Annotated in this window: 9 protein-coding genes; 7 read left to right on the top strand and 2 right to left on the bottom strand. The window is 70.0% G+C overall.

Translation table 11 applies throughout. The annotated features are described in order from the left end of the window. The first annotated feature begins 79 nt into the window (after positions 1 to 79). From OHA17_RS26135 to OHA17_RS26120, 4 genes are all read left to right on the top strand, one after another. Positions 80 to 1,447, top strand: a complete 1,368-nt coding sequence (locus OHA17_RS26135) for an amino acid permease (RefSeq protein WP_406508616.1) — start codon at positions 80 to 82, stop codon at positions 1,445 to 1,447. A 151-nt stretch (positions 1,448 to 1,598) separates the two neighbouring features. Further along, positions 1,599 to 3,008, top strand: a complete 1,410-nt coding sequence (locus OHA17_RS26130; RefSeq protein WP_406508615.1) for an amino acid permease — start codon at positions 1,599 to 1,601, stop codon at positions 3,006 to 3,008. A 173-nt stretch (positions 3,009 to 3,181) separates the two neighbouring features. Beyond that, positions 3,182 to 3,823 carry a superoxide dismutase gene (locus OHA17_RS26125; RefSeq protein ID WP_406508614.1) on the top strand — a complete coding sequence of 214 codons (642 nt, stop codon included), beginning with the start codon at positions 3,182 to 3,184 and terminating at the stop codon, positions 3,821 to 3,823. A gap of 177 nt (positions 3,824 to 4,000) precedes the next feature. Continuing rightward, positions 4,001 to 4,537, top strand: a complete 537-nt coding sequence (locus OHA17_RS26120) for a DUF4240 domain-containing protein (RefSeq protein ID WP_406508613.1) — start codon at positions 4,001 to 4,003, stop codon at positions 4,535 to 4,537. A 43-nt stretch (positions 4,538 to 4,580) separates the two neighbouring features. On the opposite strand, the gene OHA17_RS26115 is transcribed toward OHA17_RS26120, so the two are convergent. After that, positions 4,581 to 5,231, bottom strand: coding sequence for a DsbA family protein (locus tag OHA17_RS26115; RefSeq protein WP_398871921.1), 651 nt, complete (start codon positions 5,229 to 5,231; stop codon positions 4,581 to 4,583). Positions 5,232 to 5,428: 197 nt separating this feature from the next. Between OHA17_RS26115 and pepN the strand changes: the two genes are divergently transcribed. Beyond that, a complete protein-coding gene (gene pepN, locus OHA17_RS26110; RefSeq protein WP_406508612.1) occupies positions 5,429 to 8,008 on the top strand; it encodes an aminopeptidase N in 2,580 nt (859 codons plus the stop codon). 137 nt (positions 8,009 to 8,145) lie between these two features. Beyond that, positions 8,146 to 9,180, top strand: coding sequence for a hypothetical protein (locus OHA17_RS26105; protein ID WP_398871925.1), 1,035 nt, complete (start codon positions 8,146 to 8,148; stop codon positions 9,178 to 9,180). Between the two features lie 73 nt (positions 9,181 to 9,253). Here the strand turns inward: OHA17_RS26105 and OHA17_RS26100 are convergent, their stop codons facing one another. Beyond that, positions 9,254 to 9,724 (bottom strand): NUDIX hydrolase, encoded by a 471-nt coding sequence (locus OHA17_RS26100; protein ID WP_406508611.1) that lies wholly within the window; start codon positions 9,722 to 9,724, stop codon positions 9,254 to 9,256. A gap of 231 nt (positions 9,725 to 9,955) precedes the next feature. Between OHA17_RS26100 and OHA17_RS26095 the strand changes: the two genes are divergently transcribed. After that, positions 9,956 to 13,282: a S8 family serine peptidase gene (locus OHA17_RS26095; RefSeq protein ID WP_406508610.1), complete on the top strand. Its 3,327-nt coding sequence runs from the start codon at positions 9,956 to 9,958 to the stop codon at positions 13,280 to 13,282. Positions 13,283 to 13,347 lie beyond the last annotated feature (65 nt).

Here is a 13,347-nt window from a genome sequence, read left to right as displayed (position 1 = left end):
GTGTCGAGTATCCCTTTTGCGCCGGAGGCCGGGACTCCGCGAGACTGTAGGTTCCCCATAAACCGAAAGTTCGAGGGCCATGCACGACTCCTTGCCCGCGGAGCCCCTCTCACACGGGCTGAAGCAGCGCCATCTGACCATGCTCGGCCTCGGCGGGGTGATCGGCGCGGGCCTCTTCGTGGGGTCGGGCGCCGGGATCGCGGTGGCGGGCCCGGGCATCGTCGTCTCGTATCTGATCGCGGGCGCGATCGCGATGCTGGTGATGCGGATGCTCGGCGAGATGTCGTCGGCGATGCCCGCGTCGGGCTCGTTCTCGGTGCACGCTGAGCGGGCGCTCGGGCGCTGGGCCGGGTTCAGCGTCGGCTGGCTCTACTGGTTCCTGCTCGTCGTGGTCCTCGCCGTGGAGGCGACCGGCGCCGCGAAGATCGCGAACGGGTGGGCGCCCGGGGTGCCGCAGTGGGCCTGGGTGCTGGTCTTCATGGTGGTGTTCACCGGCGCCAACCTGGCCGCGGTCAAGAACTTCGGCGAGTTCGAGTTCTGGTTCGCCGCCCTGAAGATCTTCGCGATCGTCACGTTCCTGGCGCTCGGGCTGCTCGCGATCTTCGGCGTGCTGCCGGACACTTCAGCGGTGGGCCTGTCCAACCTGACCGGCCAGGGCGGCTTCCTGCCCGCCGGGTGGAGCGGGGTGGTCTCCGGGGTGCTCGCCGTGATCTTCGCGTTCGGCGGTCTTGAGGTCGTCACGATCGCCGCCGCCGAGTCCGACGACCCGGCCCGCGCGGTCGGGCGCGCGGTGCGCAGCGCGGTGTGGCGGATCCTCTTCTTCTACGTGGGCTCGATGCTGGTCATCGTGACGCTCCTTCCGTGGACGTCGATGAAGCCGGGCCAGGGCCCGTACGTCGCGGTCCTCGACTCGATCGGCATCCCGGCGGCCGGCCAGATCATGAACATCGTGGTGTTCGTGGCGCTGCTCTCCGCCCTGAACGCCAATCTGTACGGGTCCTCGCGCATGATCTTCTCGCTCGCCGAGCGGAGCGAGGCACCGAAGGGCCTGCTGAAGGTGTCCGGCGGCGGGGTGCCGCGCCGAGCCGTGCTCGCGTCGGTGGCCTTCGGGTTCGTCTCCGTCCTGCTGAACCTCAAGTGGCCGGACTCGGTGTTCCTCTACATGCTCAACGCGGTCGGCGCGGTGCTCCTGTTCGTGTGGGCGCTGATCGCCCTCTCGCAGCTGCGGCTGCGCCGCCGGATCGAGCGCGAGGCGCCCGAGACCCTGTCGCTGAAGATGTGGGCGTTCCCCTATCTCACGTGGGCCGCGCTCGCCGCGATGGCCGCGGTGCTGGTCCTGATGCTGTTCGACGACTCGGCCCGGCCCCAGGTGCTGTGGTCGGCCGGAGCGACGACGGTGGTGCTTCTGGTGGCAGGGGTACGGGAGTTGCGCACGCGCCGCGTGTGAAGTTTACGTAAACAAAACGCACCCGGCCCTTCACACTGTGTGAGTCGGGTGTCCGCATAGCGGTCGGGTGTTCCCTCTGAGCGGGGCCGCCCTAAGACTGTGGGCTCCGTGCCGCCGACCCGGTGGATCAGCTACTGAACAGGGCATGCCCATGTCTCGGACAACCGCGCCCGCGCCGAACGACAGCCGGCCGCAGACCGACTCACCGCTCACCCATGGTCTCAAGCAGCGCCATCTTTCGATGATCGCCCTCGGCGGCGTCATCGGCGCCGGGCTCTTCGTCGGATCCGGCACCGCGATCGCCGCGGCCGGACCCTCGATCATCCTCGCCTATGCGATATCGGGCGCGCTCGTCATGCTCGTCATGCGCATGCTGGGCGAGATGTCGGCCGCCAATCCCGCGTCCGGCTCGTTCTCGGTGCACGCCGAGCGGGCGATCGGGCCGTGGGCCGGGTTCACCGCGGGCTGGGCCTTCTGGTTCCTGCTCTGCGTGGCCGTCGGCCTGGAGGGCATCGGCGCCGCGGGCATCGTGCACGGCTGGCTGCCGGGCGTCCCGGAGTGGGCGCTCGTCGCCGTGTTCATGCTGCTGTTCTGCGGCACCAACCTGGCGGCCGTGAAGAACTTCGGCGAGTTCGAGTTCTGGTTCGCCGCGCTGAAGATCGGCGCGATCGTCCTGTTCCTGGTCATCGGCGTCCTCGCGATCATCGGCGTACTGCCGGACACGAGCGCCCCGGGCCTGACCAACCTCACGGGCCAGGGCGGCTTCATGCCCAACGGCAGCGAGGGCCTCATCGTCGGACTGCTCGCCTCCGTCTTCGCGTACGGCGGCCTGGAGACGGTCACCATCGCCGCGGCCGAGTCCGAACACCCCGTCCAGGGCGTCGCGAAGGCCGTGCGCACCGCGATGTGGCGGATCGCGATCTTCTACATCGGCTCGATGGCGGTCGTCGTGACGCTCCTTCCCTGGACCGCGAAGGACATCGCCACCAAGGGCCCCTACGTGGCGACCCTGGACTACCTCGGCATCCCGGCCGCGAGCCACATCATGAACGTCGTGATCCTGGTCGCCCTGCTCTCGGCGATGAACGCGAACATCTACGGCGCCTCCCGCATGGCCGGCTCGCTCGTCTCGCGCGGCCAGGGCCCCAAGGTGCTCGGGAAGATCTCCGGCGGGGTGCCGCGGGTCGCGGTGCTCGTCTCCTCGGCCTTCGGCTTCGTGTGCGTGCTGCTCAGCTACTGGCGTCCGGACGACATCTTCCAGTGGCTCCTGAACACCATCGGCGCGATCATCCTGGTCGTCTGGTTCTTCATCGCCGCCTCGCAGTTGCTGCTGCGCCGCCGCATCGAGCGGGAGTCGCCGGAGAAGCTCGTCGTGAAGATGTGGCTCTACCCGTGGCTCACCTGGATCGCGCTGTTCGGCATGGCCGTGATCTTCGTGCTGATGGCCCGCGAGGACGGCACGCGGGTGCAGCTCTACTACACGGGCGGCCTCACCCTGGTCCTCGCGATCATCGGCTACGTCCGTCAGCGCACGTCGACCCAGACCCCGATCGACGCCTGACCGAACGGCCCCGCTCCCCTCTCAACTGTCCTGCGTCCCTTGGCCCTAGGCCTCGGGACGCAGGACTTTTTGCTGAGGTCACCCTTAGCTGCACAGCCGCATTGCTGCTGATAGCGTGCACTTGCACATCAATTGCAATAAGCATTTGCAGTGAGCAGTCGGAGGGCTCGGACATGGCCATTTACACGCTTCCTGAACTTCCGTACGACTACGCGGCGCTCGAACCCGTCATCAGCCCGGAGATCATCGAGCTGCACCACGACAAGCACCACGCGGCGTACGTGAAGGGCGCGAACGACACCCTGGAGCAGCTCGCGGAGGCCCGCGACAAGGACGCCTGGGGCTCGATCAACGGCCTGGAGAAGAACCTCGCGTTCCACCTCTCCGGCCACATCCTGCACTCGATCTACTGGCACAACATGACGGGCGACGGCGGCGGCGAGCCGCTGGAGAAGGACGGCACCGGCGAGCTGGCCGACGCCATCGCCGAGTCCTTCGGCTCCTTCGCCAAGTTCAAGGCCCAGCTGACCAAGGCCTCGGCGACGACGCAGGGTTCGGGCTGGGGCGTCCTCGCCTACGAGCCGATCAGCGGCCGCCTCGTGGTCGAGCAGATCTACGACCACCAGGGCAACGTCGGCCAGGGCTCGACCCCGATCCTGGTCTTCGACGCCTGGGAGCACGCCTTCTACCTCCAGTACAAGAACCAGAAGGTCGACTTCATCGAGGCCATGTGGCGGGTCGTCAACTGGCAGGACGTGGCGAAGCGTTACCTCGCCGCCAAGCAGGCCGGCAACAACCTGATCCTGGCCCCGTAAGGCACGCCCTTACGACACCTGACGTCCTGCTCGTGATCGTCTTCTCAACCTTCACTTGCAGGCGGAATAAACGGCCGGCCCCCGCGAGGACGTGACTCGCGGGGGCCGGTCGCGTGCGTACCGGCAACTGCCCCGAGCGGCCGGGGCGTTGTCAGTGGTGGGTGCCATGCTCGACGTATGGACACAGCAGAGCTCTGGCAGTTGATCGACGACGCCCGCGCGCAAGTGCCGCACGGCGGTGACGCGGAGGCGGTCGCCGCGCGGGCCTCGGCGCTGCTCGCGGAGCGGCCGGCCGGTGGGATCCGCGCGGCCCAGCAGGTCCTGTGGGACCTGATGGCCCGCTCGTACACCGCCCCGCTGTGGGCGGCCGCGTACACGGTCAACGGCGGCTGCTCGGACGACGGGTTCGACTATTTCAGGGGCTGGCTCATAGCGCAGGGCCGCGAGGCGTACGAGGCCGCGGTGGCCGATCCCGACAGCCTGGCCGGGCTCGCCGCGGTGCGGGAGGCGGCCGTCACCTGGGAGGAGCTGGAGTGCGAGCCGGTCCTCGCGATCGCCTGGGACGCCCATCTCAAGGCGACCGGCGAGGAGCTGCCCGGCGACTGCTTCACCATCGACTACCCGGATCTCGACCCAGGCTGGGACTTCGACTTCGACGACGCCGCGGAGATGGCCCGCAGGCTGCCGCGGATAGCGGCGCTGCACGCGGAGTGAGCGGTGGGCGCCCGTGCGGACGGGCACGGGCGCCCGGCGCCGGTCAGAGGTTGCTGAAGTCGGGGCCCACGGTGCGGCTGCGCTTGATCTCGTAGAAGCCGGGGGTGGCGGCGACCAGCAGGGTGCCGTCCCACAGCTTGGCCGCGGCCTCGCCCTGCGGGGCGGGGGTGACGACCGGGCCGAAGAAGGCGATCTGCTCGCCGTCGGCGCCCGGCACCGCGATGACGGGGGTGCCGACGTCCTGGCCGACCTTCTCGATGCCCTCCTTGTGGGAGGCGCGGAGCTGGACGTCGTAGGTGTCCTGGTCGACGTAGTCGATGAGGTCGGCGGGCAGGCCCACGTCCTTCAGCGCGGCGGCGATGGACTCGGGGGTCACGCCGAGGCCCTCGTTGTGGATGCGGGTGCCGAGCGCGGTGTACAGCTTGCCGACGACCTCGTCACCGTGCAGCTGCTGTGCCGCTGTCACGACGCGCACCGGGCCCCAGGACTTGCCGCCGGGCCGCATGTTCGCGGCGTACTCCTCGGGCAGCTCGTCCAGGCGGTCCTCGTTCAGCACCGCGAGGCTCATCACGTGCCAGCGGACCTCGACGTCGCGGACCTTCTCGACCTCCACCATCCAGCGCGAGGTCATCCAGGCCCAGGGGCAGAGGGGGTCGAACCAGAAGTCGACGGGGGTCTTGGCGGACTCGGACATGTCTCTCCTCGGGCAACATCGGGCAAGGTCAGTCAGGCAAGCAGGTCAGTCAGGCAAGCATCTCTACGGTCGAACACCGGCATCAGCCGAAAGCATTCCGCCCACCGTCCGATTCGGCCGATCTCATTCCCGCTCGGCCGCCGCCGGGGCGGCATGGGAGGATCGAGGCCGTTCGAACGAGACACGAAGGAGTGCCCGTGCCCGGTGAGAATCTGTCCCGCGACGAGGCCCGCGAGCGGGCCGAGCTGCTGTCCGTCGAGGGCTACGAAGTCTCTCTCGACCTGCGGTCCGCGGTCGGGGACGCCCCGGACGGGCCCCGCACGTTCCGGTCCCTGACCACGATCCGCTTCCGCTCGGCGCGCCCCGGCGCCTCGACGTTCGCCGATCTGATCGCCCCGTCGGTGACGTCGGTGACGCTGAACGGCCACGCGCTCGACCCCGCCCAGGTCTTCGACGGCAACCGGATCGCCCTCGACTCCCTCGCCGAGGACAACGTCCTGGTGGTCGACGCCCAGTGCGCGTACAGCAGGACCGGCGAGGGCATGCACCGCTTCGTCGACCCGGAGGACGGCGAGGTCTATCTCTACACGCAGTACGAGCCGGCCGACTCGCGCCGCGTCTTCGCCAACTTCGAGCAGCCCGACCTCAAGGCCCGCTTCGTCTTCGAGGCACAGGCCCCCGAGGGCTGGACGGTGTGGTCGAACGGCGCGGGCGGGCAAGAGGCGGACAAGGTGTGGCGGTTCGCCGCTACCGAGCCGATCTCGACGTACATCACGTGCGTGGTGGCGGGCCCGTACCACTACGTGACCGACTCCTACACGCGCACCTTCGACGACGGCCACAAGCTGGAGATCCCGCTCGGCGCGATGTGCCGCAAGGGGCTCGCCAGGCACTTCGACGCCGATGACGTCTTCCTGGTCACCAAGCAGGGCCTGGACTTCTTCCACGAGAACTTCGACTTCCCGTACCCGTTCGGGAAGTACGACCAGGCGTTCGTGCCGGAGTACAACCTGGGCGCGATGGAGAACCCGGGCCTGGTGACCTTCCGCGAGGAGTACATCTACCGCGGCAAGGTGACGCAGGCCGCCTACGAGCGCCGGGCCAACGTCATCCTGCACGAGATGGCGCACATGTGGTTCGGCGACCTGGTCACCATGGTCTGGTGGGACGACCTGTGGCTCAAGGAGTCCTTCGCCGACTTCATGGGCTCGTTCTCGCAGGCCGAGGCGACGCGCTTCACCAACAGCTGGGTCACCTTCGCCAACAACCGCAAGGCGTGGGCCTACCGGGCCGACCAACTGCCGTCCACGCATCCGGTCACGGCCGACATCCGTGACCTGGAGGACGCCAAGCTCAACTTCGACGGGATCACGTACGCCAAGGGCGCGTCCGTGCTCAAGCAGCTGGTCGCGTACGTCGGCCGGGACGACTTCCTCGAAGGGGCCCGGCGCTACTTCAAGCGGCACGCCTACGGCAACACCCGCCTGGGCGACCTGCTCTCGGTCCTCGAAGAGGTCTCCGGGCGCGACATGGCGACCTGGTCGCGCTCCTGGCTCCAGACGGCGGGCGTCAACTCCCTTACGCCGGTGGCCACTTACGACGCGGGCGACCGCCTCACCGAGCTGGCCATCGTCCAGGAGGCCGCCGCCTCGCACCCGGAGCTGCGCCCGCACCGGGTCGCCGTGGGCCTGTACCGCAGCGAGGCGGGCGCCCTGGTGCGCTACGCCCGCGCCGAGGTCGACGTCGAGGGTCCGCGCACGGTCGTCGCCGAGCTCGCCGGGGCCGAGCGGCCCGACCTGATCCTGGTCAACGACGACGACCTGACCTACTGCAAGATCCGCTTCGACGAGGGCTCGCTCGCCACCCTGCGCACCCACCTCGGCGACATCAGCGACCCCCTCGCGCGCGCCCTGTGCTGGTCCGCGCTGTGGAACCTGACGCGGGACGCGCTCATGCCCGCCCGTGACTTCGTCGCCCTCGTCCTCGCGCACGCGGGCCGCGAGTCGGACATCGGCGTGCTCCAGATGCTGCACTCCCAGGCCCGGTCGGCGGTCGTCCACTACGCGACGCCGGGCTGGCGCGAGGAGGGCGGCCGGCTGCTCGCCGAGGGCGCCCTGCACGAGCTGCGGCTCGCCGAGCCGGGCAGCCAGCACCAGCTGACCTGGGCCCGCTTCTTCGCCGCGACGGCCGCCACCGGCGCCGACTTCCAGCTCCTTGAGGGGCTGCTCGCGGGCTCGGCGAAGATCGACGGCCTCGACGTGGACCAGGAGCTGCGCTGGGCGCTGCTCGAACCGCTGGCCGCGCACGGCGTCGTGGACGAGTCGGCGATCGACGCGGAACTGGCCCGCGACGACACCGCGTCCGGCAAGCGCCACCACGTGCGCTGCCTGGCCGCGCGCCCCTCCGAGGCCGTCAAGGCGCAGGCCTGGGCACAGGTCGTGGAGTCGGACGCGCTGTCCAACGCGCTGGCGGAGGCCACGATTTCGGGCTTCAACCAGCCCTCGCAGCGCGCGCTGACCGCCCCGTACGCCCCGAAGTACTTCGAGGCGATCGAGCGGGTGTGGGCCGAGCGTTCGATCCAGATCGGCATGGACATCGTCAAGGGTCTGTTCCCCGGCCTCCAGGACGACGAGGCGACGCTGTCGGCCACGGACGAGTGGCTCACCGCGCACGAGGACGCGGCTCCGGCCCTGCGCCGCCTGGTCCTCGAAGCCCGCGACGACCTGGCCCGCACCCTGCGCGGCCAGACCTGCGACGCGGCAGCGTCCGCGCGCTGACGCCCGTTCGGGGGGCCCGCGGACGGGCCCCCTGATCGGCACTCGAACGCCCGTACTTTAGGACGGGGTTGTCCGGATTTGTCGACGGGCATGTAACAGCGGTTAGTGGGCGGTTCGGCTGCGGAAAACCCCGCAGCATGAACCACAACACCCCGCTCTCCCCCCGCCCCCTGAGCCACCTCACCGACGTGCAGCGGCGCGTCCTGTCCGCCAACCAGCTGCGCGCGCACGGGGTTTCGGCCGCGCGGACCGCCGCCCAGTGCCAGCCCGGCGGGCCGTGGCAGCAGCTCCTTCCGGGCGTGTACGTGCTGCACCCGGGCCCCGCCACCAGCGAGGAGCGGCTGCACGCCGCGCTGATGTACGCGGGGTGGCCGGCCGCCGGGCGCGCCAAGGCCATCCCTGCGCAGGGCCAGGCTCCCGCCGAGGCGCCGCAGGCGATCGTCACGGGGCTCGCGGCGCTCGCGCTGCACGGGTTCTCCTCCGCTCCCCCGCTGCTCTCGCTCGACCGGATCGACATCCTGGTGCCGCGCACCCGGCGGCTGCGCTCGACGGGCTGCGTCCAGCTGGTGCGGGCGCACGCGATGCCGTACGCGGAGATGATCACGGGGGTGCCGGTGGCGCCGGTGCCGCGGGCCCTCGCGGACGCGGTCGCGGTCGTCGGTGACGCCCAGGCCGTACGCCGCCTGCTCACCGAGGCGGTGCGCCGCGGCCACACCGAACCGGCCGCGATCGTACGGGAGTTGACCCAGGCCCGGCTGCTGACCCGGGCCCATGTCGTGGACGCGGTGGACGCGCTGCTCGCCGAGGGGCGCGCGATCGCCGAGGAGCGGCTGTACGCGATGGTGCGCGGGTTCGGCCTGCCCGACCCGGTGTGGAACGTGGACCTGCGCCTGCCGGGCGGCCCGCACCTGGGCGGCCTGGACGCGTACTGGCCCGAGCAGGCGGTGGCGGTGGAGCTGGACACCCGGGCCCCTCGTCAGGACGACGATGCCCTGTGGTCGGAGTACACGCGCAAGCGCGAGGCGCTCGAACGGCTCGGGATCACCGTCGTGCACATCACGCCGAGGAAGCTCCGCGAGTCCCTCGAACAGCAGGCGACCGTGGTGCGGACCGCGCTGATGGCGTCCACCGACCGGGAGCCCGCCGCCTATGTGGTGGTGCTCCCCCGCTGACTCCGGTCGCGGGCGGCGGGCCTTCGGAGGGGAACGGCCCGTCGCCCGCGTTCGGAATGGGTGACACAGGCTCTCAGCCCGCGGGCAGGGAGGCCTTGCCCGTGGGCGGCCGGGTGCGCCACAACTCCAGGCCCACGTCGACGAGTTCGACCCGGTCGAGCGCGGCCACCTCGGCCAGTGGGTGCCAGGCGGCCAGGTCTGTGGAGCCGTTGGTCTCGTGGCGCAGCTCGCCGCCGGTGATGCGGGCCTCGTACACGATGCGCAGGCCCTGGAAGTCGGCGAACCGGCCGAGTTTTCGGGGGTAGCGCCGGTTGATCGAGTCGATGCCGAGCAGCCGGACCGGTTCGACGGCGTACCCGGTCTCCTCGTCGAGCTCGCGCACCACGGTGTCGAGGGGGTCCTCGCCGTGGTCCATGCCGCCGCCCGGCAGCGTCCACCGCTTGGTGCCGTCCCCGGCCACCCAGCGGGCGAGCAGGACCTCCTGGACACCACTGGTTTCCCGTACGCATACGGCGTAGGCCGCCACCCGCAACTCCGTGTTCATCCGGTGAGGTTACGGGTCGGCGTGCGCGGGGGTGCCGCTCTCCGGCGCGACGACCGAGCCGGGTCGACCTGGCGGATCCCGGACCTTGGCGGGAAAGCGCCATGTTCACATCACGTAACGGTCAACTCTCCACAAACAACAGTCATATACGCAATGCTCAGCGGTCATCCGGCACCGAAAGTCGAACCGTTTTCTGCGGCCGGGCCCTTACCCACCTCATAGGGATGCTGAATGACCACTGAATCCCCGCGCTCCATACCCGGGGCGAGACGCACCGCCCGTATCGCGGCGGCGGCCGGCCTGGTGGCCGCGCTCGTCGCGGCGGGCGCCGCACCCGCCTTCGCCGCGACGGGCGGCGACGACCCGTGGACCGCGCCGCCGGTCAAGACCGCTCCGGCCAAGACCGCCGAGGACAAGCTCGGCAAGGCCGACGAGCAGCGGCTCGCCGATGCGCAGGCCAAGGGCGAGAAGAGCGTCACCGTGATGGTGGCGACCGCCCCGGGCGCCACCTCCGCCGTCACCCAGCAGTTGCACGCGGTCGCGGGAGCGACCGTGGGCAAGCTGGACGACAAGCTGGGCTACGTCCGCGCGACGCTGCCGACGGCGCGGGCCGAGGCGGCCCTGAAGGCGGCCGCGAAACTGCCCTCGGTGCACGGCATCGACCTCAAGCAGGACATCCAGCTGGACGACCCGACGCCCTCCGCGGACACCACCAAGTCCGCGAAGCAGCTGCGTACTTCGGGCAGTTATCCGGCGCCGGGCAAGGACACGCCCGTGAAGAACCCGTACAACCCGAACTTCGAGACGGGTGCGGTCGACTTCGTGAAGCAGCACCCCGAGGCGGACGGCCGCGGGGTCACCATCGGCATCCTGGACTCGGGCGTCGACCTCGGCCACCCTGCGCTCCAGAAGACCACCACCGGCGAGCGCAAGATCGTCGACTGGGTCACCGCGACCGACCCGGTGCAGGACAACGACGGCACCTGGCTGCGCGCCAACACCGCCGTCTCCGGGCCCACGTTCACGGCGGGTGGCAAGACCTGGAAGGCACCGGCAGGGTCCTACGACTTCTCCACCTTCGCCGAGAAGGCCACCGCGGGCGGCGACGCGAAGGGCGACCTGAACCGGGACGGCGACACCACCGACAGCTGGGGCGTGCTCTACGACCCGGTCGCCGGCACGGTCCGCGTGGACCTGAACAACAACAACGACTTCTCGGACGACGCTCCGATGAAGCCGTACAAGGACGGCTACCAGGTCGGCTACTTCGGCACGGACAACCCGGCGACCGATGTCGCCGAGCGCGTCCCGTTCACCGTCGAGATCCGCAAGAACGTCGTCTACGACGCGGCCGGGCACACCTCGGACTACGTCAACATCGGCGTCATCGAGTCCGAGCACGGCACCCACGTCGCGGGCATCACCTCCGCGAACGGCCTGTTCGGCGGCAAGATGAGCGGTGCCGCGCCGGGCGCGAAGATCGTCTCCTCACGGGCCTGCAACTGGGACGGCGGCTGCACCAACATCGCGCTGACCGAGGGCATGATCGACCTCGTCACCAACCGTCACGTCGACATCGTGAACATGTCGATCGGCGGCCTGCCGGCGCTGAACGACGGCAACAACGCGCGCGCCGAGCTCTACAAGCGTCTCATCGACAGCTACGGCGTCCAGCTGGTCATCTCGGCCGGCAACGACGGCCCGGGCGTCAACACCATCGGCGACCCCGGCCTCGCCGACCACGTCATATCCGTCGGCGCGAGCATCTCCAAGGAGACCTGGGCCGCCAACTACGGCTCCGGCGTTTCCACGGACTACCAGATGATGCCGTTCTCCTCGCGCGGCCCGCGTGAGGACGGCGGCTTCACGCCGACGCTGACCGCCCCGGGCGCGGCCATCAACTCCACCCAGACCTGGCTGCCCGGCAGCCCGGTCAAGGAGTCGGGCTACACCCTGCCGGCCGGCTACTCGATGCTCCAGGGCACCTCGATGGCCTCCCCGCAGGCCGCCGGCGCCTCGGCGCTCCTGATCTCGGCCGCCAAGCAGCAGGGCATCGACCTGCCGCCGGCCGACCTGCGCACCGCGCTGACCTCAACGGCCAAGCACATCAAGGGAGTTCAGGCCTACTCCGAGGGTGCCGGGCTCATCAACATCGTGGGCGCCTGGGACGCGATCAAGCAGACCGCGAAGAAGCACGCCCCGGCCCACGAGTACACGGTCACCGCGCCGGTCTCCAGTGCGCTCGCCTTCGCCCTGAAGACCCCGAACGTCGGCACCGGCATCTACGACCGCGAGAGCGGCCTGAAGGCCGGGCAGAAGAAGACGTACGACGTCACGGTCACCCGCACCACGGGCCCCGACAAGAACGTCAAGCACAAGGTGTCGCTCAAGAACGACGACGGCACGTTCAAGGTGCTCGGCGACGACGAGGTGAGCCTGCCGCTCGGCAAGCCCGTCACCGTCAAGGTGCAGGCGCAGCCGAAGTCGGGCGGCGTCCACAGCGCGATCCTCCAGGTCGACGACCCGAAGACGGTCGGCGTCGACCAGCAGGTCATGGCCACGGTCATCGTCGCGACCCCGGTCGCCGGCCCCGGCTACACCTTCTCGGCGTCGTCCACGGTGCAGCGCAACTCCACCAAGTCGTACTTCCTGAACGTCCCGGCGGGCGCGAAGAACCTGGAAGTTCGCATGGGCGCGCTGCGTTCGGGCAGCCAGACCCGCTTCATCTCGATCCACCCCTACGGCGTGGCCCTGGACACGACGGCGACGCCGAACTGCTACCCGAACTACGACAACCCGGCCAACACCTGCCGCCCGGACCTGCGTTCGTACGCGAACCCGCAGCCCGGCGTGTGGGAGATCGAGGTCGAGGCACGCCGTACGTCGCCGTACCTGGACAACTCCTACAAGCTGGACGTCTCGGTGCTCGGCGTGAGCTTCGACCCGGCCACCCAGTCGGTGCCGGAGGCGAAGGTCGGCACCCCGGCCCCCGTGCAGTGGAAGGTCACCAACGGCTTCGCCGCCCTCGACGGCAAGCTGAAGGGCGGCTCGCTCGGCTCGGCGAAGGTCGCGACCCCCACCATCAAGACCGGTGAGACGCAGACCAGCACGGTCACCATCGGCGCGGGCGTCGAGCACCTGGACGTGTCGATCGGCGGCACCTCGGACGCGGGCGCCGACCTCGACCTGTACGTCCTGGACCAGAACGGCAGGACGGTCGCCCAGTCGACGACGAGCAGCGCGGACGAGTCGGTCAGCCTGGTCAAGCCGGCCGCGGGCACGTACACGATCCAGGTCGCGGGCTACGCGGTCCCGGCCGGTTCGACGACGTACACCTACAAGGACGTGTACTTCGCTCCCTCGCTCGGCACCGTCAAGGTCGACGAGAGCAAGACCGTCAAGCTCGCGGGCGGCGCTTCGGCGCAGGTGACGGCGGACGTCGTCGCGGCGGGCGCGGCTCCCGAGGGACGCCAGTTCTTCGGGACGGTCCAGCTGGTGAACGAGCGCGGCACCGCGGCGGGCACCGGCAGCGTGATCATCGGGAAGGTCACGCAGTAACGGCTGGTACGCACACGGCGGGGCGGGGCGCTCGGAAAGAGCACCCCGCCCCGCTTCGTGCTGTG

It is taken from the genome of Streptomyces sp. NBC_00212 (assembly GCF_045206365.1).
GTDB lineage: Bacteria > Actinomycetota > Actinomycetes > Streptomycetales > Streptomycetaceae > Streptomyces.
The sequence above is the reverse complement of the archived record's forward strand: the minus strand, read 5'-3'. Positions and strand labels throughout refer to the sequence as shown.